General features: G+C 39.8%; 19 protein-coding genes. 5 read left to right on the forward strand and 14 right to left on the reverse strand.

Annotated elements, in window-relative coordinates; translation table 11 throughout:
- Positions 1–13: 13 nt before the first annotated feature.
- From ACRYKC_RS01740 to ACRYKC_RS01750, 3 genes are all read left to right on the forward strand, one after another.
- Complete coding sequence (locus ACRYKC_RS01740; protein WP_433804925.1) at positions 14–1213, forward strand: ATP-binding protein; 1200 nt, start codon at positions 14–16, stop codon at positions 1211–1213.
- Positions 1214–1406: 193 nt separating this feature from the next.
- Positions 1407–1898 carry a Shedu anti-phage system protein SduA domain-containing protein gene (locus ACRYKC_RS01745; protein ID WP_433805120.1) on the forward strand — a complete coding sequence of 164 codons (492 nt, stop codon included), beginning with the start codon at positions 1407–1409 and terminating at the stop codon, positions 1896–1898.
- 423 nt (positions 1899–2321) lie between these two features.
- The gene (locus ACRYKC_RS01750; RefSeq protein ID WP_433804926.1) at positions 2322–2741 is read left to right on the forward strand and encodes a very short patch repair endonuclease; all 420 of its coding nucleotides are present in this window, start codon (positions 2322–2324) and stop codon (positions 2739–2741) included.
- Between the two features lie 116 nt (positions 2742–2857).
- Here ACRYKC_RS01750 and ACRYKC_RS01755 read toward each other — a convergent pair whose 3' ends face one another.
- From ACRYKC_RS01755 to drmA, 4 genes are all read right to left on the reverse strand, one after another.
- Complete coding sequence (locus ACRYKC_RS01755; RefSeq protein WP_433804927.1) at positions 2858–4306, reverse strand: DNA cytosine methyltransferase; 1449 nt, start codon at positions 4304–4306, stop codon at positions 2858–2860.
- Positions 4307–4389: 83 nt separating this feature from the next.
- Complete coding sequence (locus ACRYKC_RS01760; RefSeq protein ID WP_433804928.1) at positions 4390–7050, reverse strand: sigma-70 family RNA polymerase sigma factor; 2661 nt, start codon at positions 7048–7050, stop codon at positions 4390–4392.
- A 43-nt stretch (positions 7051–7093) separates the two neighbouring features.
- Positions 7094–8812 (reverse strand): DrmB family protein, encoded by a 1719-nt coding sequence (gene drmB, locus ACRYKC_RS01765; RefSeq protein WP_433804929.1) that lies wholly within the window; start codon positions 8810–8812, stop codon positions 7094–7096.
- The gene (gene drmA / locus ACRYKC_RS01770; protein ID WP_433804930.1) at positions 8809–12351 is read right to left on the reverse strand and encodes a DISARM system helicase DrmA; all 3543 of its coding nucleotides are present in this window, start codon (positions 12349–12351) and stop codon (positions 8809–8811) included. Before drmA ends, drmB begins: the two co-directional genes overlap by 4 nt.
- A gap of 1333 nt (positions 12352–13684) precedes the next feature.
- On the opposite strand from drmA, the gene ACRYKC_RS01775 reads away from it, so the two are divergent.
- Positions 13685–13945, forward strand: a complete 261-nt coding sequence (locus ACRYKC_RS01775) for a hypothetical protein (protein ID WP_433804931.1) — start codon at positions 13685–13687, stop codon at positions 13943–13945.
- Between the two features lie 237 nt (positions 13946–14182).
- Here ACRYKC_RS01775 and ACRYKC_RS01780 read toward each other — a convergent pair whose 3' ends face one another.
- A complete protein-coding gene (locus tag ACRYKC_RS01780; protein WP_433804932.1) occupies positions 14183–14941 on the reverse strand; it encodes a hypothetical protein in 759 nt (252 codons plus the stop codon).
- Between the two features lie 51 nt (positions 14942–14992).
- Positions 14993–15472, reverse strand: a complete 480-nt coding sequence (rlmH, locus tag ACRYKC_RS01785; protein WP_433804933.1) for a 23S rRNA (pseudouridine(1915)-N(3))-methyltransferase RlmH — start codon at positions 15470–15472, stop codon at positions 14993–14995.
- Positions 15473–15739: 267 nt separating this feature from the next.
- Here rlmH and ACRYKC_RS01790 point away from each other — a divergent pair, with 267 nt between their 5' ends.
- Positions 15740–15952, forward strand: a complete 213-nt coding sequence (locus ACRYKC_RS01790; RefSeq protein ID WP_433804934.1) for a hypothetical protein — start codon at positions 15740–15742, stop codon at positions 15950–15952.
- 49 nt (positions 15953–16001) lie between these two features.
- Here the strand turns inward: ACRYKC_RS01790 and accC are convergent, their stop codons facing one another.
- The 8 genes from accC to ACRYKC_RS01830 form a co-directional block, all read right to left on the reverse strand.
- Entirely contained in the window at positions 16002–17351 is a 1350-nt protein-coding gene (gene accC / locus ACRYKC_RS01795) for an acetyl-CoA carboxylase biotin carboxylase subunit (RefSeq protein ID WP_433804935.1), read from the reverse strand.
- A 14-nt stretch (positions 17352–17365) separates the two neighbouring features.
- Complete coding sequence (accB, locus tag ACRYKC_RS01800; RefSeq protein ID WP_433804936.1) at positions 17366–17842, reverse strand: acetyl-CoA carboxylase biotin carboxyl carrier protein; 477 nt, start codon at positions 17840–17842, stop codon at positions 17366–17368.
- Between the two features lie 13 nt (positions 17843–17855).
- Positions 17856–18815 carry a 5-oxoprolinase subunit C family protein gene (locus ACRYKC_RS01805; protein ID WP_433804937.1) on the reverse strand — a complete coding sequence of 320 codons (960 nt, stop codon included), beginning with the start codon at positions 18813–18815 and terminating at the stop codon, positions 17856–17858.
- 60 nt (positions 18816–18875) lie between these two features.
- Entirely contained in the window at positions 18876–19616 is a 741-nt protein-coding gene (gene pxpB / locus ACRYKC_RS01810; RefSeq protein ID WP_433804938.1) for a 5-oxoprolinase subunit PxpB, read from the reverse strand.
- A gap of 18 nt (positions 19617–19634) precedes the next feature.
- Positions 19635–20876, reverse strand: a complete 1242-nt coding sequence (locus ACRYKC_RS01815) for an NRAMP family divalent metal transporter (RefSeq protein WP_433804939.1) — start codon at positions 20874–20876, stop codon at positions 19635–19637.
- Between the two features lie 137 nt (positions 20877–21013).
- Positions 21014–22390 carry a sigma-54-dependent transcriptional regulator gene (locus tag ACRYKC_RS01820; RefSeq protein WP_433804940.1) on the reverse strand — a complete coding sequence of 459 codons (1377 nt, stop codon included), beginning with the start codon at positions 22388–22390 and terminating at the stop codon, positions 21014–21016.
- The gene (locus tag ACRYKC_RS01825; protein ID WP_433804941.1) at positions 22365–24080 is read right to left on the reverse strand and encodes a sensor histidine kinase; all 1716 of its coding nucleotides are present in this window, start codon (positions 24078–24080) and stop codon (positions 22365–22367) included. Before ACRYKC_RS01825 ends, ACRYKC_RS01820 begins: the two co-directional genes overlap by 26 nt.
- A complete protein-coding gene (locus ACRYKC_RS01830; RefSeq protein WP_433804942.1) occupies positions 24077–25471 on the reverse strand; it encodes a sodium:solute symporter family protein in 1395 nt (464 codons plus the stop codon). The genes ACRYKC_RS01825 and ACRYKC_RS01830 overlap by 4 nt, the downstream gene beginning before the upstream one ends.
- Positions 25472–25695: the final 224 nt, after the last annotated feature.

Here is a 25695-nt window from a genome sequence, read left to right on the forward strand (position 1 = left end):
AGGAGTAGTACATATGAATAAACAAAATAGACCTGGAGAACAAACGATTACGGATGACATATTAAAGATGGAATTTGACCTTAATACAATCACTCATCTAGGGGCTCAATTATATAGTTCCCTCCCCCCAGTAATTGGTGAATTAGTTTCAAATTCTTTTGACGCAGAAGCAGAAGTAGTCACTATTACTATTAACAGGGATTTAAAACAGATTAAGGTTTCCGATGATGGTCACGGAATGAGCTTTAGCGAGCTTAACACTCACTTTCTTAGGATAGGACGAAATAGAAGAACAGACAATACAACAGGTTGGTCTAAAAACAACTTACGAAAAGTTACCGGGCGCAAAGGGTTAGGCAAATTAGCAATCTTCGGAATAGCGGATGAAATTACAGTTACAACAGTTTGTAATGGTCTAAAAAATTCATTTGAGATAAACTACAATAAAATCAAACAAATATCCTCTCATGAAAGATATTATAAGCCTGATATTCTTATAAAAGATCAGGTTACTAGTGAAACCGATGGTACAGAAGTAGTTATAAGCAATATCAGGTTAAAAACTATAACACACACTATCTACTTAGCTAGAAGCCTTTCAAGTAAATTTGAATTTTTTGATAAAAATTTTAATGTGCACATAAAAGATAAAGAGATGGATGTTACAGTTACAAATGAATTGTTTATTGAGAAATTAAACATAGACCAAGAGTGGACATTCCCAACTGACTTTCCAGAAGACAAATTTGATTGGTTAAGAACTAAGAATGTAAACGGTAAAATATTCACTTGCAATACACCTTTAAAGTCTGAGGATAGAGGATTTATTTTATATGCACGTGGTAAATTGGTTCAAGAAAGGTCTTTCTTCAATGATAGATCTAATGATTTCTTTAACAATTATGTTTTAGGCCATTTCAATATTGACTTTGTGGATGAAAAGAATGAAGATTTTATTTCTACTGATAGGAGTTCCCTCTTTTGGGAGAATGATGATGAACTAATTAAATTAAAATCTGAACTAGACTCACTAGTCAGGTATATACAAACAAAATGGAGAAAGTATCGTGAGAAAGAAATGACCACACAAGTTACATCAATACTAGATAAGGACTTTTATGATGAACTAAATAAACAAGAAAAGACAATGGTAGAAAATATTACAAGATCCTTAGTTAAAGATTTTTCGCAAAATAATAACCCATCAAAATAAAAGACTTATTGGGAATAATAAAAAATCAGATTAAATTTGATTCATTCAAGGAATTTATTGAAGAACTCAATGATCAAGAAATTAATGTAGAGAATATTGAGCGTATTAGTAAAGACTGGGAATCTATTGAAATAAAGGAAATGGCGAAAATTTCAGTGGGTCGAATAGAAACTATTGAAAATTTGAAAACTTTATTAATGGTAATGAATCTGAGACAAAAGTTATTCAACCCTTTTTAGAAAAATTCCCTTGGATTTTAGATCCTAAAATGACTAGTTTTGAAAGAGAAGTCACTTTCAAGAAATTACTAAAAGAAAACTTTCCTGATGAAGAGCTGGAAGGTGCAAATAAGAGAATAGATTTTCTTTGTTCCAATAATAACAATGTTGTACACATTATCGAACTTAAAAGACCAAAGGTCAAGATTGGAATAAAAGAGGTAACTCAAGCAAATGAATATGCGGCTTTTATTGAAGAAAAATACCCACATGTTAATACAATTAAAACCTATCTAATTTCAAATAACACAAATTATGACGGACAGACTAAAAGAATGATAAAAAGTTTTCAACAATCAGGTCAGTTATTCGTAAAGACCTACAATGAATTGCTGCATGAATCAAAAGAATATCATAAACAATTCATACAATTAAGAGATGAGATAGAAGCATTAAAAAACCACTAAAACAAATGAAAGTGACCCTCTAAGTATATGAGAGGGTCACTTTCATTTGTTTTAGATCTATCAAAAGCTGATTTACTAACTGTTTTGCTATTAATGGAGGAACGGAGTTTCCAATTTTATTGCCACAGTGCTAAATTATTCAAAATAATTATTATCGGGGAAAGTTTGAATTCATGCTGCTTCCCTAACAGTTAAAGAGAGACATTTACGAATATCTGCTTATATAATAATGCCCATCTATATAAGCAACGATAGTATGAGATATACTCTTGTAAGGTACAACTTTAAATCTCTCCAAGAGTGTACTCGTGTTTTTGTGAGTGATCAACTCTTCTGGCAGTAAACCAAAGAACGTCGGGGATGATAAGATTACAGCCGTTTATTATTGTTTTAGAGAAGGTAATAATATACAGAGGTGATAACATGGCAGATGTAATGACTAAAGAACAGAGAAGGAAAAATATGAGAGCAATAAAGTCAGTATCTAAACTTGAATCACTAGTAAGCAAAGAATTGTGGAAAAAAGGATATAGATTTAGAAGAAATTCAAAGAACCTGAAAGGTAAACCCGATATTTCGATAAAAAAGCATAGGGTTGTTATATTTATAGACTCATGCTTTTTCCACGTCTGCCCTACACATGGAAATATGCCAAAGACAAATCGTGAATTCTGGAAAGAAAAACTGGACAGAAATATTGAAAGAGACCGGGAAATTAACCACTATTACGAAAATCGCAGATGGAATCTCCTGAGGATATGGGAGCATGAAGTGAGAGATGACTTGGATCAAGTCATAACCAATATTTCAGATTTTATAGAGGCATCGAAAAGAAATGATTAGCTTCCGTCTTCTTCTTTAGACTATCGGGTAACATCATCTCGTGAATTCAACTTACGCAAAACCATTTTCAGCTTGCCCACTACATTTAGAAATGACTCACTTCTGTTCAGAGTGAGTCATTTGGTAAAGGCTGATGCAAAACTGGAATCACATCCTTTTGCTTGTTGATGAAGGCTTAGTATAGACCCTCCTACAACTTCAGCGAGCTTAGGTGGAACAGCATTTCCAATTTGCCGGTATTGCTCATTTCTTCCACCACAAAAAATATAGTCTTCAGGAAATGATTGTAACAACTGCGCTTCATAAGGTGTTAAACTTCTTGGCTGCTCAGGATGAATAAATTTAAGTCCGTCCTTTTCCATATGAGCTAATATAGTATTAGAAGGTTTATCCCAACTATGTTTAACATACGTATCCTTATGCTTATTTTTGTTATAAGGATAAAGGGCGTCCAATAATTCATCATAGTCGTCAGAATCCGGTTTCATAAAGCGTGAGGAGTTACTTCCGGGTCTGGTACCAATAAAAATTATGATATCACGAAAGTTATGTTCCCGGGATTGATGGTTATTAAAAGGTTGATTATCCATATAATTATTAATCCCTAACTCAATTACTAATTCATTATAAAGCTTTATGAATTTTGAGAGATTATGAAGTTTATAGCTCTTTTTATTTTTGATTAACATAAACTCTTCATTTAATCTTTCAGATAATTCTATTATTCCCTGCTTACTGCCAGAATTATTTTCTTTTGTTGCTAAGTCTTTTATATTTTCAACAAACAGGCTCAAGACCTTTTCGTAGTTGTCCTTTACTACATCTATATTCTTAAGTTTATCTGATAACGAAATTCTGGGTAACCGTATCGGAAGATGTTTAATAGCTTCTGTAGTATTATAAGAATTATGTCCAAAACCATGGGTTGGTTCCAATTTGGGGTTCTCTAGTTCTAATCTATTTGCAATGATAATAATTCTTCTTCTATGTTGCGGGACTCCGTAATCAGCTGCATTTAGAACTTGAAACCTCTCGGATATACTATTTTCAATATTTGTTGTATAGCCTTTAGATTCTAGTTCATCACAAATCAATTCAATTACTTGTACTTGTTTATTCATTAACCCGTCTGCACCGTCTATTTTTTTTGATAACATGCCTTCAACATTTTCAAAAACCACAAAATCAGGTTTTAAATGGTCAACTATCTCAAAAAAATGTTTATATAGTGTATTCCTTGAGTCTTTTTTTAACTTCTCACGCATTTCTTTTGACCCGGATCTGGATGGCCCTGCCAAGGAGAAGGTCTGACATGGTGGTCCGCCAATTACTACATCTATATCTTTACATGATTTATATATTTTTTGCTTCACTGAAGAAAGAGTGATATCACCCTGGATAACCCTATCCTTACCTAAATGGCCACGCAATGTTTCACAAGCAGCCGGGTCCAGCTCAACAGCTTTTGTAATTTCAAAATTACAGTTTGGATAATCAGCTTGTAAAAAGCCCGTGGAAAAGCCACCTCCACCTGCAAAAAGATCAAGCACTTTTAATGTCTTCATTCGCTTTTCTTCCTTTTAGATGTACTATTTTACTACCTATTATTCTATCTATTTATATAAAAGAAGACAAGAACAGTATCTTGTCATGAAATGAATTGATTTAATTCTTGTTTTTTTGCTAATATCAAAAGTCTCTTTAAAGCTTTTTTCTCAATCTGTCTTACCCTTTCCCGGGTAACACCTAAAATATCCCCAACTTCCTGCAGGGTTTTTTCTTCCTCGTTATCCAAGCCAAATCGGAGGCGCAGAACATCTTGCTCTCTTTTTGATAAATGTTCTAATATGTTTACTAACTCCTCAGACAAAACCTTTAATTCAACTTCCTTTTCTGCATTGATGTCGGACCAGCACTTTTCATTATCCGGTTCTTCAATATCACAAAGCTTGTTAAGATCCTCTCTTAATTGTTTATCCGTCACCTTATAATATAACCTTGATATTTTATTGTTAATAAATTCTCCTGCAAACCAGGGGTTCGTATATAACAGCTCATTCTGTTTTGAAACATATCCCCAGTACTGTTCAAATGAAACATAATCAATGGTATAAAGAGAAATCGTGTTAACAGCCCTCTGATCAATCTCTGCATCAGCTATTTCCCGTTGCACAGGAAGTCTGCCATAGTTTATAAGGCTATTGTCTATCAGTTTATCCATTTTGTCTATCTGTTCTATCATATGAACTGGTATTCTAATTAGATTGGCCATATCGGCTCTTTGCCTACTTATACGCTGTCTCAGCCATACTTTAAGGTAATTGGAAAAAGAATTCACACCATTATAGCTTTTAACAGCATTCTGTATGGCAAAAAAACCTTCCTGTACTAAATCCATATATTCGATGGAATACAATTTCCTTGAATTGGCAAATTTACACAGTAGTTTTGCATATGCTATCGTAATGATTTCTGTCAATTCTTCTTTACTGGCTGCCCTTTTTACTGCTTCCGGAAATCTGACTCCCTCCTGCTTTTTTGCCCACTTGCTGAAAGAACTATAAAGTGGGGGAAGTACATATTCCTCATCAAACGGATAAGGATCAATATGAGATCTATTATGATTAACAAATCCCAACTCTTTTTCTGCTTCATCCGATTGTATGATCTGTTCGGTGTTCAGTTCAGCATCTTTTCCTTCCTCATCCACATAAAACCTGGATAATTTAGTAATATTTAGTTTCCAATACCCTTTTTTAGAAGCTATACTTTCAAAACACTCATTTTGGCTGAGTAAATTATAAACAGTCTTCTTAGTTGTTGATCTAATCCCATTTATCTGATCAAGCAATTGTGTCCAGTGGATACCGGATGGATAGGTTGCAAGAATTTCGCACATTAACGTAAAAATGGATTTATTAACTGTTTTACTTTCTTCTGCTATCTTTCCAATATCCAGATATCTGGATTGTTCTTCCTTATATCGTTCATCAAAACCAATAATACTGATATTGAAAGTTTCTTTTTCAACATTTTCTATCTTTAATTTGTGTCCTGGTTCAATTAAGTAATCGCCGTAGAAATCATAAATACCATCCCCATAAAAAGTGTATCTTTCATCTTTTTCAATCCACCAGCATTCATAAATAAAACCCTCAACCTGGATTTTTATTTTGCCAAACATTTCATCACTGCTGAAATGTTCGGATAAGCTGCCCGGTACATTCAGATAACCTTTAACTCTTTCATAATAAGAAATGGTGTTGTACGAGTATGATTTGCTATCTTCGTTATCTTTCTGGACGTTTTTCTGCAGATCATCCCGGCTGACATTATGATTTTCAGCAGATCTCCTTAAATCTTCAGCATTTTTAATAACAGGTACAGATCCATGAACAGAGTTATTAAATCCCTGTTTATCCAAGTGTATTTCAGGCGCTTTTCCCAAAAATATATAAGTCCCTTTTTTCACTCTTGCAACAGTGGAAACTAAGGTGAAGAATTCCTCAATCGCCTGGTAATACAAAATGAAGGCGCTTTCGTTAGCTTTTATTCCAAATATATCAGGAATACAGTCCTTTATCTTAAAATCTTCATCCTGAGATTTAACCCAATTCATCAGTTTCACACTTGCCCGAGCTACCTCTTCTGCTATCTCTTTAGGAACTATTAAATCTTCAATAGCTTCATCATCACTGTTATCATCCAGATTAACAGAAATAAGGTTTTTCCTGATATTGAAACGCTCGTCAATTTGAGGTGCAAAGATTGTTGCGTCTGTATCAAGCTTATATTCAATCTGTACTTTTTTTATCAGTTCATCTGTTTGTCCGGATTCTATTTTTTTCTTCTGCATATATTCGAATATTAAATCGTTTACTAAACTCCATTCAGATAACAGCCAGTAATGGGTCCCTTCCAATTCTGTGAATCTTATATCACTTTTTAAATAGTTATCACATTCATTTAGAGATACCTTATTGGGAAACATACTTATTATCTCTTTAACTTTAAATGGCCGGGCAATTTGTCTGACGTAGTTTATAACTGAATTTAATTCTTCATTTTCACGTATTTTAATTTCCCACAGGTCGTTTTCATCTTCCTGGAAATAAGATTTTTTAGCATTTAGAGCTAGGTTAACAAAAAGCTCAACGTCATTAGCTGAGCTTTTAATCCATGTTTTTTTTAAAGAAAGCACGATTTCATGATAAGGTAACTTTCCACTGGAGCTTTGGGCCAAACTTTTTTTAATAAGACTGATATTACTGTAAACGGGACCTGATTTCTGTTTACTGGTATACCCCATTTCCTTTTGTCACATCCTTAAGAAAAGGGTTTTAATCCCCCTCCTAAATTGAATTGAAAAAACCAAATTCGTTTTCATCCGATTGAAATAGTGACAAACGATCAAGTAAAATATTGGACCATTCGCAGGATGTTTCAGAAACCAATGAACACGCATGACACGCTGACAGGTTCAACCTGCTCTCTACTACATTTTCCGCTTCACTGCACAACGGGTCTGAAGTACAGACTTTCGCTCTTATAATGGCCTGTTTTAACAACTTATGAAACTGCTCTTTTCTTCCCTGCTGAATAATTCCTCCTAGGGATCCATCGGAATCCGGTGAGCCTGTATAGAGTAATATCCCGCACATATCCTGTCCGCAATAGATCTTTTCCCTGATGGAATTAGATGAATAACCACATGACAAAGACAATTCCCGTATCAGGGCATGTGATAAGGAATGTAATAATAAAAACCTCTCTGTGAAGCGACTATCATTTTCCCAGCCTTTTTCTTCCCGCCAATCCTGATATCTCCTTAACAGCTTAGTATAACGATTTTTGACTTCTAAATTACTCTCCCAGTTTTTCAGCTCATCTTCATCGAGTTGAATAAATAAACCCTCTCCCAATATTTCAACAGCAGGCAGCCAGTCAATATCTCTATCGCTGGATAGATAAGAATATGAAACTTCAGAGTCATCATTAGGATCTGGATAGTCTATTCTCGTAAAGCCTCTAAGGGCTCTTATCTCTCTTAAGCGATGCACTAAGACTGTTCTTGATATATACTTCTCAATAGACCCGTCTACAGGTTCTTCCTCAATGTGAAAGTGTTTCGTAACTTTTTTCTTATCCTGAAACGCTCTCCATTCTTCATACCTGATATCCTCCCTATCCTGACTCATTTCATATTGCTGTTTTATTACTTTATAGATACTTTCAAGTTCTTCTTTTTTAAAACCCCTGAAAATATATCTGAGACCGTACTTGAGTCCTTCAAACCCGTCATGTTCAATAATATCAAGAATATCTTTCCATTTACTGCTGACAAGCTCCTGAACATCATCCGTCCAGGGTGGTATGGATAAAGCACTGATACTTGAAGAAAAATAGACATTGGACGCCCCTCTCTGTAAACCTCTAGGGACTTTATCACATCTATTACTTTTTTGCCTCTTCCATGGACTACTGCCATCACACTTCCCTAATATACCTTCCAATGCGTTCTTCTTCAGTGCACCTGAAAGGGTATTCTTGCCTTTTTTACAGCTTTTGCATTCAATCATTACATCGTCCAGTGCAGAACTGGAGCCTCTTGTTCTTAAATACAGATTTGGATTATCACACACATTTTCTTTCCCTTTGTGAGCCCACTCTGCCCAAGGGAAATCATTAATATGACCATCTTCACATGCCATTACAAGACGAGCGGGATAGGCAGGAATTCTTTTCGTGGAGCAGTCACAGAAGAATCCTTGTCTATCGCGGTTGAAGTTCTTTCTCAATGAACCACATTTAGAACATACACGGTATTTAGGAAAGGATATTACCGGAATACCCCCTCTGCCTTTAGAGGACTTAGGTTCCAAAAACGAGGATATATTTAATCTCGCTGACAGTCTTGGTTCATATAAAGGTTTATAATAACCTTCCTGCTCTACCCAGTCCTGTAAACCCATAACCATTACTGAATCATCTTTGAAGTCAACCAGAGAGCCGGGTCCAAAAGTGGTTACGATCTGACTCGGCCGCATCCCCCCCGGGCTTTTAAAACTCATTGTTCATCCTCCTCATCCCAGAACGTATAATAAGCATCCACCTCTGCCTCTACATCCCTGAGCGAGTCAGGAATCAGTTCTGCATTTTTTATATCCTGATTAATACTTCTGAATAAGACAGGTGTGTCTCTCGGTGTAAACTTAAATTTCTGATATAGAAGATTATCTGGATTATCATTAATTCTTTTTTCCCACCAACCTAAAATTTCATCTATTTCTTCTTCTATATATTCATTATCAATTTCATCTATTTCTTTACATCGTTCAACAATAAATTCCCTGATTTCATCAATATAGCCATTTTCTTTTGTGAACTTTTTAGCATCAGTATTCCGATATAATCTTGAATCCAATTGTCTGAGGAGGCCGATTATAACCGCCATCAGTCCCTTATCTCTGGAACGGTAGGAATAGGGAGTTACACTTGTCGCCTCCACGTGAGAGTAAAATTTAGAATGATAAGAGATAAATTGTTCATAATGAGATATGTCTCTGGGTCTGGACCAGTTATAAAGTGTAAAGACAACTCCCGGATACTTTCGTCCTACACGACTTGAAGCCTGGATATATTCAGATGTACTTTTCGGCTGTCCCGTAATCACCATCATCCCCAACCTGTCAATGTCAACCCCGACAGAGATCATGTTAGTTGCTAAAAGTACGTCTACAGCCTTTTTGTTATCCGCATTCTGTTCAAGCTTATTAAGTATGGCAGGAATATCAGTTGCATCGATCCGGCTTGTTAATTCTTCCTTATATTTTATGAATCTCTGTTTTCTCTTATCGCTAACAAGGTATTTTATTCTGTCAGGAATATCATCTTCCAGTAAACGCAAGGCTCCTCCAAGCTCGCGAAGACTGTTAAAATAACCTGCAAGTGTCCAGTAAGGGTTAACATCTTCTCCCTGTTCTTTTAAATCATGTCCTTTTTGCATGAGCTTGGCGTAGATTCTGACAAGAGCTGTCTTACCGGAGGAACCTGGGAAATATAAACCAATATACTTTCTACCCGGCTTTTTATCACTCGTTACTTCATAGGAGAAAAATGAATCATCACTATTAATTCCTGAAGGAGGAAATTGCTGCACATCTCTGTTAAATACTCCTTTGACTTGCGAATCCGCTCTCCTGATTGTTGCTGTCGAAGCCACAACTTTAGGTTTGATTTTTTCCCCATTTACTTCATCCATGGATAAAAAGTCAATCGCGGACTCATATAACCCCACCATTGACCCCAGCGGGCCTGATATAAGATGAAGTTCGTCCTGAATAATCAACTCGGGCGGTCTTAGATTTTCAATTTCCACCGTCCTTGATTTAGGTAAATCACCAGTCGCATTATGAGTTCCCGGATGGTCATCTCCTTCACGAATAAAGCCGTGTCTCTCGCAGTACCGGTCAACTTTCCCGAAGATGCTGGCAATTGTCCCATTCCACGGCAGGCGGGCAAACTTGTCAACTGTACCAATTAAGAGAGTCGGGCACTGGTTATAAATGGCCTCATCAACTGTATACGCCGGTATGTTATGCCTATGAAAAAAACAATCATTGTTTTCACATTGAATGGTAAAGACTTTTCTGTTGACATTATAAGACTCGGGTGTCAATTCCTGACCACACTTCGGACAATTGTGCAGTTGAATAGGATTACCCCCGTACACTCTTTCATTGTTCCTTAATTTATAAAGAGCTTCTGAAGCTGAACCATCACCGTCTAACTGGTTTGGGGTAGTTCCCCCTCCCACCCAGAGGCCAATACTGAAACTCTTTTGTCCCCATTTTTCAGGTTTTTTAGTCCGCAGATATTCTGCTGCACATATCAGAGCACTTGCTCTCTGAAACTGTTGAATCGTTAAAAGTCTTAATGTATACCGCATAATAACAGTTGTTCCGGCATAGCCTTCAACTCCATCCGGTGCACCTTTCAATCTCCTCAGCGCCATAACAAAAGCAGCTAATCCTAAATAAGCTTCTGTTTTACCGCCACCAGTAGGAAACCATAATAAATCAACATAATCTCTTTCCTCACATAGAGGATCTACAATACTTTTTATGTTCAGCAGAATGAATGCGAGCTGGAAGGGGCGCCAACGTCCTTTAAAACTCATCTCCTCAAGATGTTTACCATTTGTACGGTAATATTTAGACGCTTCAGAAAAAGATCGCTGGTATAACATTATTTCATTTGCAAATTTAAATGCCTCAAAGTACTGGTCATCACTACAGACGATATCTATACCTTCTTTAATCCGTCCATACGCTTCTTCCAGATACTCGATATGCTTATCCCGCTGGCTAACTAAATGATCATCAACCGTTATTTTCCTCTGATTATCGATCCATTTTTTATATTCACCAAGAAGTGGTGAAAGCTCTTTCTTTAAGTCTGAAGGACTCCCTATATAAGATAAAACATACATATTCAAACCTATCATGTCTTTTATATCCAAGTGTTCAACCGCCGGCACTTCATATTCAGGTATAAAGGAAGTTTTTATTTTCATAGCAGTATGATTTGTAAAATCATACCATTGAACGGAACAACCATGACCAACAGCAAAATCGGGATTATTCCGGTAGAGAAGTCTAGAGCGATCCAGATCTTTATCATCAATAAGATTGTCATGATCGATATCCCGTCTGACAAAAATGCATTCATTCTCATGAGGACCCGTTAAAGTTATTTCAGGCTGAAATAAAATATGATTCACAGGAACATTATCCTCATGCTCAAATCTATTTATTAGAAAAACACTCAGAGATAGTTCATCACTTTTTTGTCTAACTATTGAAAGGCACTCCACCTTACCATCTTCCAGATAGAATGACTCTCTCTTCCCTCTCAGGTTAATCGTCACCTCACGGTCCACAGGCGTTCTTTTATAGAATTTTTTCTTTTCGTTTTTTACCTTTTCATATTTTCCGTAAGATATATTTATTTTTATTCTTTCCGCATCAGGTTTAACATTACATGTCAATCCGATTGAAGAGGGTTGGAAACGATTCTGATTAGACGCAATCTCTTCATCGTTATCATCGTCATAGTCTTTTTTGTTTTCATCTTCATCAGTTCCAAACTCCTGAACCTCAATGTCTTCCACTTCAATGTTAGCGGGATATAACATACCACCAAGATAAAGGGTGTTAGGACGCTCTTTAATAAGCTCCTCCTGTTCTGAAGGACCTATCAGATCCTGGCGTAGGGATTCAATGTAATCTTCTCTCATATTTGAAAAATTGTGTTGTTCTTCGAGTGCTTTCACTTCACCGAGTTTTTGGTTAGTCTCCTCCCGGGAGCTGGTTATTCTCTTTACCTCTTCTTTACGCTTTTCTTTTTCCACAAGAGCAGTTAAGCGCCAAACACCATCTACCTCTGTAAAAAGATTCTGGTACCTTGCTAATGTTTTTTCAACTTGCTCCTTTTCTATGTATTCGTTCTTTTTTCTAATTTCATTGGTTATGTCATTTATGTCTGCACCATTAATTTTATCAGCAAGTAAATTTTGTAATTTCTGAGCAATCGGAGTAAGTTTAGACATATTTCCACCTTCCCAGTTAAAATAAAACTGACTATAGATTATTCATACTATAATATTATAACAATTTTCTGAAAAATTAAATGGTTTTTGGGTCTTTATAGCCATTTGCGAGAACCAATACTGTAAATTAAAATCGATGTACACAAGAGTATGTTTAAGCACCTCTACGTACATCGATTATATGACCTTCTATTATTCATTTGTTTTCATATCACTAATGGTCTATAAAATATCCCTAACAGCTTGACCCTTGTCAGAAGCTTCGACTTTGTAGAAACGATCTTGAACCTTGGTCATTGCTATACATTGGTCAGCTTGATAGATTTCATTAATTAGTGAAGCATCCTTAACTTTGAGACTTAAAAACTCCTTATAAATATGTATGTCCCCTCCTATCAGCCATTTCCTAAATCATTCAGGTCTTTAATTTCTACCAGAATGGTAGCCGATGGCACTTCTTAGGCAAAGCAATACTATAAAGCATAGGGCTTATCCCCAATAGAAATACAACCTATAGCATTTTGCTGTGCCCGTATTTGAAATTATTATCGTGTTGTAAGATGCTTGACTCCTTTTAAAAAGATCAGGATGAAATCAAAAATAAAAATGCTTACAATTCTTCCATGTTTTTTAATAAAAAACTGTTTAGCTAAATTTTGAGTATGTACTATGGTTATCTTTCAAAAAAGACACTGACTAAGTGCCTTTAACTAATCAAGATACCCTACAAATATCGACCATAATTCTTAGAACCAGAAATCACCATCTTCTTCGACTTCTAAAACCATTTGTTTATTATAATCCAATATAAAGCACGTGGAGAAGTGTGAATGTTTGCGAGATATTCACTTCTGAAAAATCATAAAAAAATTCTATTTAGTCTACATGTCGACCTTTTGTTTGCTTTAATGAAATGATATTTATCAAAAATTGAAAGAGTTGTTTTTTCATCTCTCTGGTTGATTGATTAAACACCTCCACGTATTTCTCTAACAATACTTTTATTAAGAAGCATGGCTAGCAAATCCTTCGGTTAATTGAATTTTATCGGCCCCGAAATTTAAAGCACCAAGAGTTTTTCCTTAGTTATTTTTTGTAATTGGTAGTGTAGGGTTGTAAGTATCTTGAATAGTAGAAATGGTGTTACTAAACGTATTCCACTTTTCACTATACTCTGGACAGAGATTTTTCGCCTACTTCCCAAGGCCACCTACTAGAAGTTCCTTGCAAGGAATACGGGCCTTCTTTAACCTCAAAATACCCCAGAAGCTTAGCTGTTCCCACACCATAACAAATTAATATATCTCCTACTCTTACTGAAGCAGGTTTTCGTTTGGAAAAATGGAATTTTTGGATGTCTGAAGAAAGTCTCCACTGTTCAGAAAAAGGTTCATCAGATACACCCACCGGCTTAATGAAATATCGTTTATTAGATGTAACTACATGCTTTTGTTCTTTTAGAATATCGCTTACTGTTAAACTTATTACTGGCTCTTTAGAGTTGGGAGTTTCTTGTGAAAAGGCATCTATCCTCTTTATTATCTCTTCTAATTCTTTAATAGATAAGACTCTGCTTCTAACACTTTTAATTTAATTAATTAACTCTGATAATCGACTATGTTCATCGATTAGAACTCCCCATTCATGATTGGATTCTAATCCAGAATTAGTAAAATTCGCGGATGTAATTATACCTTTTAATGGCTCATTTAAATAAATGGTATTTAGGACAATTTTATCATAGAACCCGGTAATGTTTTTATGATTTGTAATGCAAAAAAAAGAAAAATTATTCGTTTTATCATTTACGAATACCTTTCATTGGTATTATTTATTTTCTTCTATCAGTTAACTTGGCTATATAAGAATCAATACTTTGAATTATTGCATTAATATTTAAACCGACTCCAAAAAAATTAGGCTTCAGTTCGAACCATTTAGCTTTATCAGCCAACTGAGAGGCTAGTATAAATTTCCCACCCTTATCAAGAATACGTATTCCTTCTAACTTTTCGACAGAGCTTCTCGTAGTGAGTGAAGGTACATAATGTATTTCTGATTCATCGGTATCAATAAGTGACATTTCTCCTATTACTTCGAAAGAAAAGCTACCTCTATTTGACCTTAGCTCCATTTCTATCATTTGAATATCATATTCTTCATCCCAATACACAGAATATCTAAATTCCTTTTTTTCACTCATGATTTCTAAGGTGTTATCGTATGGGTCAACTACTTTTAAATCCCTCAACCTCCAACGAGGAGGTAAAAGAAAATTCCATAAACCCCCGTGTCCTCGATTAGATGGTCCTAGTGGTAAGTTTTTATGGTTAAAATTAAAGCTAACAACATTAGAGGTTGATGCATGAGTAAAAGTGCGTAATTGAGTCTCAAGTTTCCTTATTTGACATTGTTCTGAATTATATATCATCGTTCCACCAATAGATAAGTTTGGGCTACTTCTAAGTCTTTGTGCAGTTGATAAAGACTCTACCACTACATGAGAATTTATATCCTGTGGTTTAATATTAAAGTTGGTCAATTGTCCATCTACATTTAAGTAATCAATTACTACAACTTCTAAATACATTTAAATTCCCCCTTAGTGTACAATTTTACTATAAGACTCTAAAAGCCTCACTTACTTATGGTACGGTTCATTTCTAATAATCTTAAACGCCCGATACACCTGCTCCACCAACATCAACCGCATCAACTGGTGCGGGAACGTCATATTAGAGAAAGACAATGCAAAATCACTCCGCTCCAACACCTCATCACCCAAGCCCAATGACCCACCTACCACAAACGCGACCTTGCTTTTTCCATACGTCGCAAGCTCATCTATTTTCTTAGCAAGCTTTTCTGAAGTCAGCTGTTTGCCTTGGATTTCCAATGTAATCACATAGCTATCCTGTGAAATCTTCGAAAGGATCCGCTCCCCTTCCTTCTGTTTCACTTCCTCCATCTGTGCTTCGCTCAGGTTTTCTGGTGCTTTTTCATCAGCGACTTCGACGACATCAACCTTCGCATATGGGCCGAGGCGTTTGACGTACTCGGCGATGCCTTGCTTCAAATATTTTTCTTTTAGTTTTCCTACTGTGACGATGGTAATTTTCATAATCCGTTTCCTCCATACAACTGTTGTTGCTTTCATTTTATCATGTCTCACATGGTCTTTGATTTTTTAAAATTCCGAATACTATAATCTCTGGGATACGATAAGAGTCCGTTTAGGTCCGCTCGAATACCCGGTTGCTCTCTCTGGCGTAGGCTTTTATCGCGACCTGATGGGTCATGGCGATGGCTGTGATTGTGAGAACGGAAAATATGGGGATCGCTATGACGCAGATTCTCGCTTTAGGGGGTGCTTTCAGGCGGTTTATGGATGCCGGTTGAGTTTATGCCGGAGGTCGTTCAGAACATCAGTAAAGCTCTGCCTCAGTACTGGGCCCTGCAGGGATACAAAGAGGTCATTCTTTCTGATGGGGGCGTGTCTGATATTTGGCTAAATCTATTCATCTTGATTGTGGCTGGAGTCGCTGGTGGAATTCTAGCCTTAGTCTCTTATCCTCGTTTCCTCCGACAATCCCGAAGCTAACAAGTAAAGCCCTCAGGCTGAGCCTGAGGGCTTTGATCATTTTATGGATTCAACCTTTGACTTCATGCAACTCTAGAAACTTCGTATTAAAAGCTCCCTCTATGAACTTCTCATGAGTTAACAAGTTTTTATGAAAATCAATCGTTGTATGAATACCGGCGACTTTAAATTCTCTCAGGGCTCGTTTCATTCGGGCTCGTGCTTCCTCACGAGTCTCTCCATAGGTAATTAATTTAGCAACCATAGAATCGTAAAACGGAGGAATGCTGTAGCCTTGATAGACGGCAGAATCGACGCGGACGCCAAAGCCTCCTGGCGGGATATAGGTAGTGACTTTCCCCGCGGATGGCATGAATCCATTGGAAGGGTCTTCCGCGTTAATCCGGCATTCCATGGACCAGCCATTCAGAACAACGTCGTCTTGTTGGTAAGATAACGGTTGCCCATTCGCCACGTTCAATTGTTCTTTGACAAGATCGATTCCTGTAACCATTTCCGTCACGGGGTGCTCCACTTGAATCCGTGTATTCATTTCCATGAAATAAAAGTTACCGGTCTGATCATAAATGAATTCGATAGTCCCGGCTCCTATGTAATCAACAGCTTTGGCCGCACGTACGGCGGCTTCTCCCATTTGAGCGCGAACAGCTTCACTTAGTGCAGGAGACGGCGTTTCTTCAACAAGTTTTTGCATGTTTCGCTGAATGGAGCAATCTCTTTCCCCGAGGTGAATGACATTCCCGTAACGATCACCGAGAACCTGAATTTCGATATGCCTGAAATCTTCGATGAACTTTTCAATATAGACGCCGGGATTCCCGAACGCTTTTTCCGCTTCTTGTTTGGTGACGTTCAGGGCCTTGGTCAGCTCTTCTTCTTTTTCAACGACACGAATGCCTTTTCCGCCCCCGCCGGATGCCGCTTTAATAATCACCGGAAACCCGATGTCGTGGGCAAGGCGCATTGCTTCTTCGTTGCTTTGCACGATGCCATCCGATCCAGGAACAATGGGGACATTGGCTTTTTCCATCGTTTCTCTCGCCACATCCTTCATTCCCATGTGCTGAATCGCTCGCTTACTCGGTCCCACAAAAATCACATCGTTGTCCTCGCAAATCTCGGCAAACTGAGCATTTTCTGACAGAAATCCATAACCGGGGTGGATGGCATCAACGTCAGCATTCAAGGCAACGCTCATGATGTTGGCGATGTTCAAGTAGCTCTCGGTCGAAGAGGCCTTCCCGATACAATAGCTCTCATCCGCCAGCTGCACGTGAAGGGCATCTTTGTCTGCTTCTGAGTGAATAGCGACCGCCTTCATGTCTAATTCATAGCAGGCCCGGATGATCCGAACAGCAATTTCTCCCCGATTCGCCACTAACACTTTCTTGATTCCCATAGCACACCCCTCTTTCATGCTGGTTCCACTACAAATAACGGTTGGCTGAATTCAACGAGCTCTCCGTTATTCACAAGGATTTCCTTTACCGTACCTTTCACGTCGGCATGAACGTCATTGAACATTTTCATAGCTTCTAACACACAGACGACGGTATCCTCGTCCACGGCATCTCCTTCCTGGATGAAGGCGGGGTCATCAGGAGACGGGGTATCATAAAACACGCCGACCATCGAAGCGGTAATTGTATGAGTGTCCTGTTCATTTTTGGCGGATTCCTTGCGGGAGTCATCAGGGGATTGGGCTTTGTGAGGCTTTTCTTCCTCCTTCTGACCGGGACGGCTCACCGGCTTCTCTTTCTCGGCACCTTCCTCGCCTGAACCTTGATTGGTTACCTTTAAAACGAAATCCTTATGCTCATAATGAACGCCATCCACGGTTGAACCGTTGACATGGTTAATAATGTCGATGATTTCTTTTGAATTTAACATGATACATTCTCCTTTACGTTCTGCCTACGCGGGATACTTTTTCTAATGTACGAATAAACCGTTCTTTCTCATTAGAAAGCTGCTGGGCTTCTTCGACGGTCACCTCGCGGAAACGGATGTGACTGCCAGGCATCGCCTGGGCCAGGTAAGGGATGTCACTGGATATGACGGTGGCGATCCTTGTATACCCTCCTGTTGTCTGACGATCCGCCATTAGAATAATGGGGTCGCCACTCGCCGGGACTTGAATGCCGCCGAGCGGAATCGCTTCTGAGATAATATCGGCAGAAGTCTCATGTTCAAGCTTCGGTCCTTTCAACCTGAATCCCATCCGGTCCGATTGTGGTGTCACTTCATACTCCGAAGACAGGAAAGTGTCCAGGGAAGACTCGGTAAACGCATCCAAATGAGGTCCCGGTACGACACGGATTTCCATGTCACGCTTGTAATCAGGGATTTCATCATGATGGAGGGCTCGACCGGTTACGGCTTTTTGGTTCCCGATTTTTGAAAGGACATCGCCTTTGGCTAAAGCCCGTCCTTCATAACCGCCGATCTCTGCTTTCAAATACGTCGATTTACTTCCCATTACCACAGGGAGATCAAATCCACCGGCAACAATGATATACGCTCTCGCTCCCTGGACCGGCTGCCCAAATTGAAGCCGGTCACCTTCTTTTACGTCAAAGCTTTTCCACATGGGGACCTTTTCACCGTTCAATTTCGGCGACAGGTCTCCTCCACAAATGGCGAGGGTCGCATCTCCGAGGACCTCGATTTCCGGTCCCATGACCGTCACTTCGATCGCGGCTTCGTTCGCTTCATTTCCGACTAAGAAATTAGCCATCTTCAGCGCGTACGGATCCATGGCACCAGAAGCGACGATCCCATATTGCTGGTACCCGAATCTGCCCTCGTCCTGAATTGTAGTGAGCAGGCCGGGTTTAACTATTTTAAATACTGGATTAGACATATGCGTTCACTCCAACAAGCAGAATCTTAGTTCCTGTCTCGCCGTTCCAATCAATGAATGTCATGAAGGGACTCCCTTCTTCTCTTCCGTTTGAACGGTATACTCCCCGCGCTCGACAGCGCTTTCGATTTCATCGAATTCTTGTTTACTGACAGGAACAAAACGGATGTAGCTTCCCGATTCCAATAGTATCGGTTGTTCCTGATCAAGATCATATAATTTCACAGGTGTCCGCCCGATGAGCTGCCAGCCGCCTGGAGATTTCAGTGGATAGACGCCCGTTTGGCTGCCGGCGATTCCGACAGATCCCGGGGCAATCTCAGCACGGGGATCTTCACGCCTTGGTGTGGCGATTTTCTCAGACATGCCTCCTAAATAAGGGAAGCCCGGGACAAAGCCCATCATGTAAATGAGATAATCCTGACTGGAATGAATGTGAACGACGTCTTCTTCACTCAATCCGTTCTGTTCAGCGACGACAGACAAGTCTTCGCCTATCTCTCCTCCATAGTACGTAGGAAGGAGATAGACAAGAGAATCAGATACAGGTCCTTTTTGTTCCTGAAGCACCTCATAAAAGTCTGTGATTTTTGCTTGTAACTCGTCATAGGTTAAGACGCTTGGCTGGTAATAGAGGGTTAAGGTCGTGTACGCCGGTACCCATTCCACTACCCCTTCGATCGGATGCTGCTTCAATTCATTGGCAACCATTCGGATCGACTGATTGGTTTTTTCTGAAATCTCACTGCCAAACACGATTTGCATCCCTGTATCACCAAGGGCATGATACGTCAGATTCATCCTCATCCCTCTTTCCCATTAAGATAATAGCTGTGGAATCTTGTTAATTAACGTAACGACCGCTAAGTAAGCCGTTAGCATAAATACGATGCCGCCGAAAATCGTTAACCAGAGCGGGTGTTTGTAATCTCCAACAATCGATTTTTTGTAGGCAGCGACCAATAACGTTCCTAATGCAATCGGTAAAATCAATCCGTTAAATGCACCGGCTAGGATCAGCAGTAAGACTGGTTTTCCAATGAACGCAAAGATAATGGTCGAGACGATAATGAAACCAAGTGTGACAGCCTTCTCATGGTTAGCGACTTTTTTGGATAATGTTTTTAGGAAAGAGACAGACGTATAAGCCGCTCCGATGACAGATGTGATCCCTGCTGCCCAAAGGACAATACCGAACATTTTGTATCCGATCGTTCCGGCTGCTTCCTGGAAGACAGATGCCGGCGGGTTGGCTGGATCTAGTGTAAAACCTGTGACGACAACACCTAAAACGGCGAGGAACAAGAAGATCCGCATGACCGATGCAATCAAAATTCCTGAAACAGAGCTTTTGGTTACCTGATGAAGGTTTTCTTTTCCGGATACCCCTGCATCAAGAAGTCTATGGCCGCCGGCAAATGTGATATAACCACCGACGGTTCCCCCTACTAACGTAATGATTGAGAAAACATCGATTGTATCCGGGGCAAAGGTGTGAGTGATCGCATCCCCAACGGGAGGGTTACTTTGAAAGGCGACGTAGAGGGTGAGCAAGATCATGGCGCCCCCTAAAACACGGGCGATTTTATCCATCGCGACACCAGCTTCTTTGGATAAAAAGACACCGATCGCGATAGCACCAGTGATCGCTGCTCCGATACGAGGGTCGATGCCAAACAAGACGTTCATACCGAGACCGGCACCACCGACGTTTCCGATATTAAAGGCAAGTCCGCCAAGAGCGACGGCAAAAGCGAGAAAGTAACCGAGGCCTGGGAAGACCATATTCGCGATGTCCTGTCCTCTTTTTTTCGATACGGCAATAATTCTCCAAATGTTTGCCTGAACTCCAATATCAAGAATGATCGACATTAAAATGACAAATCCAAAACTGGCCATCAATTGTTCTGTAAATACGGCCGTTTGAGTTAGAAATCCTGGTCCAATAGCTGACGACCCCATCAGAAACGCTGCACCAAGAATGACTCCCCACTTACTCTTATTCTTTTGTTGAGGACTGTGCTCAAACGTCTCTGGCATTTGTTCTTTTCTTAATCCCATCCTATTCCTCCTACTTTCCTTGTTTTTTAAGATCGTTTTATCTCTTACTTCTACGATATCACTAAATTTTCAGAATTTATTACAAGATTCCGCACAAAAAAACCGCCCATATCGGGCGGTTTCGCACAGTTATTTTTTTATTTAATATCGTACTTATCAATTCTACGCTGCAACGCATACCGGCTGATCCCCAACCGTTTTCCAGCCTGTGTAATATTCCACTTCGATTCCTGGATCGCTTTTTCAATATATTCCTTCTCGATCCGTTCCAGGTAATCTTCCAGGGAGAACTGTTCCGTAAACTCGATGTCCTCGTCATAATCCGATGGTTCAGAAGGAGCGTCGACGGAACTTAAAAAATCCAGATGATGGGCAGACAGTTCCTTTTTTTGATGCAGGATCGCAAGCCGCTCTACCGAATTTTTCAATTCTCTTACATTACCAGGCCAGCTGTAGTTTAACAAGCGCTTTTTGGCATCTTCCTTGAGCACAGGTACTTCTTTACTCATCTGCTGACAAAATTCATTCAGGAAGTGTTCCGTCAGCCGAATAATATCCTTGCCCCTCTTTCTGAGAGGAGATAGCTGGATGGGTACGACGTTCAAACGGTAGTAGAGATCCGAACGGAATTCCTTGTCTTGAATCATTTCTTCGAGGGAGCGGTTGGTGGCCGCGATGACTCGGACATCGACTTCAACGTCATGGACACTGCCTACCCGCTTAATTTTTTTATCCTCGAGAAAACGGAGCAGCTTCACTTGCAAATCCAAAGAAAGGTCGCCGACTTCATCCAGAAACAGCGTCCCTCCATCCGCCCATTCCATTAACCCGACCTTGGGCTCCGGTTGAACCGCGTGATTCCCTTTTTCTCTTCCGAATAATTCGACTTCGATCAAATCCGCAGGGATACTTGCACAATTGACCGCAACAAATGGTCCTGCGTGTCGGCTGCTTTGCTGATGAATGCTTCTCGCCACAAGCTCCTTTCCAGTACCCGTCTCTCCTCGAACTAAAACGGTCGTGTTATCGCTCTCGGCTATTAAAGAGATTTTCGCTCGAAGCTCATTAATCGGGTCACTGGAACCGATCATTCGGACGGGGTGCGTTCTGCGCTCTTCTTCTCTGTACCGCTCGACTTCTTTCTCTAAATGATGCTGTTTGTTCCACTTCTCAAGCGTCACTTTAAGCTCTTCAAGCTCAAAAGGCTTCGTTAAATAATCGAACGCCCCTTCCTTCATCGCTCGAACAGCGGTTTTGGCATCGCCATAGGCCGTCAGCATAATCACAGCCATGTGAGGAAATTGCTCTTTCCAGTCAAGCAAAGAATCAAGACCGTTCCCATCCGGCAGACGAATATCGAGAAGCGTGATATGAGGGTGAAATTGATCGATGATCGTCCATCCTTCTTCCAACGTCGAAGCGGTTTTCACTTCATACCCTTCATCTTCTAAAAACATTTCAAGCGTTAACCGAAGCGTCGTTTCATCATCAATGATCGCTACTTTCATCGCCATGTTCGCTCCCTCCTTCCGCTTTGGAAAAACTAATCAAAAACGTGGTTCCTTTTTGCAGCGTGCTTCTTACATCGATATCCCCTTTATTTTGAACCACTAACTGATGGACAATCGAGAGCCCCAAACCTGTCCCTTCTGATCGTGTCGTAAAGAAGGGATCAAAGATTTTTTCGATGGTCGCTTCATCCATTCCAACTCCTGTATCGGTAATGCTTATCGTTACATCATGGTTAGAGGCTTGACTATCAATGATTAATTCTCCGCCATCCGGCATGGCGTTCAAGCCATTCATAATGATATTTAAAAGAATTTGTCTCAGCTGGTCACGGTTCACCATCATTTCAAAATTCTGAACACAATGCTTGAACGTGACCTTCTTTTCTTTCGCCACATCTTTTAAAAGCAATAGGATGGACTTGATGCTTTCGTCTGCGACAACTTTTGTCTGCGGCGATTCAGCAGGCCGCGCGAAATCCAAGGTGGTTGTGATCGTTTTATTCACACGATCGATGTCGATCAGCATATTTTCTGCTAAGGCTAATTGTTTATCGGTTAAATCCAGCCGTCTAATCAATAACTCGGTGGTCGTTTTAATTCCCGCTAATGGGTTTCGGATTTCATGCGCAATACCGGAAGCCATTTCTCCCAGGGAGGCTAAGCGTGACATCCGTTCCACCCTCTGCTCCAATCTTCTTCGATGAGTAATATCTTCAAAAGTGATGACAGCTAAATCCTGATCGGCTGTTCCAATCGCCTGATAGCTGACGGCATAAAAAGCTTTCTCGTCAGAAATATGGCTTTCGATGATCTCTTCCGTCCTTTGTTTCGAACGCTGATCCACCATGTGGTTTATTTTATCTTGTAAACCATCATCCTTATGAAGAATCTCTTTTGCCGCGTTATTATAAAGAAATTCGGTTCTTTCGATGACAAGAACAATCCCGACATGCACACTGTTTAAAATCATCTCATTCAGGTGCTTCATTCGATCGATTTGCTGTTTCTGTTCATCCAGGGTGTAAACCATTTCTTTTAATGAAGTGGCGAGTACGCCAATTTCATCTTTCCTCCTAGTTCTTATATCAAGACCTGTCATGGGCTCCCCTTTCGCCACCCGCTTACAAAATGCAGCCAGGTCTTTGATTGGTTTTGACAAATGATAAGAGAATAGAATGGTAAACTGAACAGCGATCACCCCTGTAAAAATAGTAATGAGCAACGTGTATTTTTGTATATCCAGGAGCGATCCAGAATAAAAAGAGAGTTCAATGGGATGGTACAGCTTCCAGCCCCATTCCGGCAGGTTCTGTGTCAGAACGATTCGTTCCTGGAAGAAACCTGATTTCTCCTCAGCTAAAAGGGTGTCTAATTGATCATGCGAAACCGAATCTCCGTTGTAATAGATTTCTCCTACTTCGTTTTGAACATACAGACCTTCCGTACCCTGAATAAGCTCAAGAACCATCGATTGCGCGGCAGATTCATCCAATTCGCCATGTTCGACTCTCTCGTGTAACAGCCTCGTGTACCGATGGATGCTATTAAGCTTCTCGCTGATTGTCGTTTGCTTCAATTCCTTTTCTGACTGATAACTCGACCATAAGGAAACCGCACCAATAATCAAGCTTGGGAGCAGCACAATGAGTAAGAAGGGAATTAAAATCTTTCGTTCAATGGATTTACGCATCATGTTGTTTTCCCCCATTTAACAAAGAAGAAGATCCCGGCAATCACCAAGGAAGGAAGCACAGGGTGGTACATCGCCTGCCATTCCTTCGGGATCAGCAGGAAGGCGAATGCATAGGTCACCACTCCACCAATGGAGGATAACAGGGCGTTCTGTTTCGGGATGTTTGTAAAAAGCCCGCCATACAAAGGAAAAAACAAGGAGACCGTAATGATCCCCCAAATATGCCCACTAAATGGAACAATCCCTTCTGGAGGGGTAAACGCAATGATCAAAGAAGAAGTGGCAAAAATAAAAACCATCCACCTTGTCCACGTCACGATCCGGTGATTTTCGATTCTCTTACTTCTTAATGGAAGAGAAATATCATAGACAAAGCTGCTCGCCATCAAGAGCAATTGGGAGTTGGCTGTTGAGATACAGGCCGCGACAATGCTAATCAATAGGATACTTTTCCACGGAGTATGAAGAAGATAAGTAATCACATAAGGATAAATTTCATCTGTGCTCAAGAAGGTTATACTTGGATCCAACGCCCTCGAACCTAAACCCATGACCAAAATCGATAGATAGATAACGACAACAAAAATCAAACTGACGACGAGCATCTTTTTAGCCGTGCTTTTTGAATTAGCAGACAAAATCCGAACCGCGTATTGTGGATTCGCCGCTACCCCCAGCCCAAGCGTAAAGAAGGCGCTTACGATTAACCAGACAGAAAGTCCGTCCGGAGAAAGAAACGTCACCTCCTGGGCATCACCGATCCGTTCAAGGTTAAGGTTGGACATGCCTCCAACAGCCTTGATCATTAAAAACGCTCCTAAAACTGTCCCCAGCAAAATTAAGAAAAAATGAAAGGTATCCGTTCGAGCAACGGAATGCAAACCGCCGAACGTTGTATATAAAACAAAAATATAGATTAAACAAACACTGACGGAATAAGGAATCTCCAGCATTTGGCTGATGACGATGCCAAACCCTCTAATTTGAATGACGACATACAATAAGTAGCTGACCACTAACACAATCCCAATCCATACTTGTAACCACTTCGATTGATATCGGATACGAAAAAATTCAGGTACGGTCAAAACGCGATATGTATATAGCTTTGATGAAATCACATACAATCCAATAATTCCAAGGACCCACGCTACGGCAGTGGTCCAGATCACCGACACCCCGCCCTCATAAATCAAACCTGGTAAACCAAGGAGCGAAGCCGCACTAAACCAAGTCGCACAAAACGATGCGATACTCGGAAATGTCTTTAGGTTACGTCCGGCTAAAAAATATTCGGATAGGTCATCTGTTTTATCGAATCCGTGTTTTCCCAGGATCAATATAGCGATCGTGTACAAGAGGAAAACACCTAGATAAAGCAATTCGTCCATTATAATTTGCTCCTTTATGGCTCTGTCTGACGTTAGGGTGTCCAGATATCATTATATACAATTATAGAAGCATGGACCAAATAGGCCCCGGATGAACAGTCACGACGCCAAACGTAAAGCCCTCAGGCTGTGCTGAGGGCTTTTTTAAGTACTTATTCAGTTACAAATAGTAAAGCGCTTACAAATCCACGTCAACCGTATGCTTATAAAAAGAGCCCCTCAAA

Origin of the sequence: Halobacillus sp. A1-3 (genome assembly GCF_050971765.1) — a bacterium.
Taxonomy (GTDB): domain Bacteria; phylum Bacillota; class Bacilli; order Bacillales; family Halobacillaceae; genus Halobacillus; species Halobacillus mangrovi_B.

Coding starts and splice junctions, on each gene's coding strand:
- ACRYKC_RS01740 (WP_433804925.1), top strand. CDS start 14: ATGAATAAACAAAATAGACCTGGAGAACAAACGATTACGGATGACATA.
- ACRYKC_RS01750 (WP_433804926.1), top strand. CDS start 2,322: ATGGCAGATGTAATGACTAAAGAACAGAGAAGGAAAAATATGAGAGCA.
- ACRYKC_RS01755 (WP_433804927.1), bottom strand. CDS start 4,306: ATGAAGACATTAAAAGTGCTTGATCTTTTTGCAGGTGGAGGTGGCTTT.
- ACRYKC_RS01760 (WP_433804928.1), bottom strand. CDS start 7,050: ATGGGGTATACCAGTAAACAGAAATCAGGTCCCGTTTACAGTAATATC.
- drmB (WP_433804929.1), bottom strand. CDS start 8,812: ATGAGTTTTAAAAGCCCGGGGGGGATGCGGCCGAGTCAGATCGTAACC.
- drmA (WP_433804930.1), bottom strand. CDS start 12,351: ATGTCTAAACTTACTCCGATTGCTCAGAAATTACAAAATTTACTTGCT.
- ACRYKC_RS01780 (WP_433804932.1), bottom strand. CDS start 14,941: ATGTATTTAGAAGTTGTAGTAATTGATTACTTAAATGTAGATGGACAA.
- rlmH (WP_433804933.1), bottom strand. CDS start 15,472: ATGAAAATTACCATCGTCACAGTAGGAAAACTAAAAGAAAAATATTTG.
- ACRYKC_RS01790 (WP_433804934.1), top strand. CDS start 15,740: ATGCCGGTTGAGTTTATGCCGGAGGTCGTTCAGAACATCAGTAAAGCT.
- accC (WP_433804935.1), bottom strand. CDS start 17,351: ATGGGAATCAAGAAAGTGTTAGTGGCGAATCGGGGAGAAATTGCTGTT.
- accB (WP_433804936.1), bottom strand. CDS start 17,842: ATGTTAAATTCAAAAGAAATCATCGACATTATTAACCATGTCAACGGT.
- ACRYKC_RS01805 (WP_433804937.1), bottom strand. CDS start 18,815: ATGTCTAATCCAGTATTTAAAATAGTTAAACCCGGCCTGCTCACTACA.
- pxpB (WP_433804938.1), bottom strand. CDS start 19,616: ATGAATCTGACGTATCATGCCCTTGGTGATACAGGGATGCAAATCGTG.
- ACRYKC_RS01815 (WP_433804939.1), bottom strand. CDS start 20,876: ATGGGATTAAGAAAAGAACAAATGCCAGAGACGTTTGAGCACAGTCCT.
- ACRYKC_RS01820 (WP_433804940.1), bottom strand. CDS start 22,390: ATGGCGATGAAAGTAGCGATCATTGATGATGAAACGACGCTTCGGTTA.
- ACRYKC_RS01825 (WP_433804941.1), bottom strand. CDS start 24,080: ATGATGCGTAAATCCATTGAACGAAAGATTTTAATTCCCTTCTTACTC.
- ACRYKC_RS01830 (WP_433804942.1), bottom strand. CDS start 25,471: ATGGACGAATTGCTTTATCTAGGTGTTTTCCTCTTGTACACGATCGCT.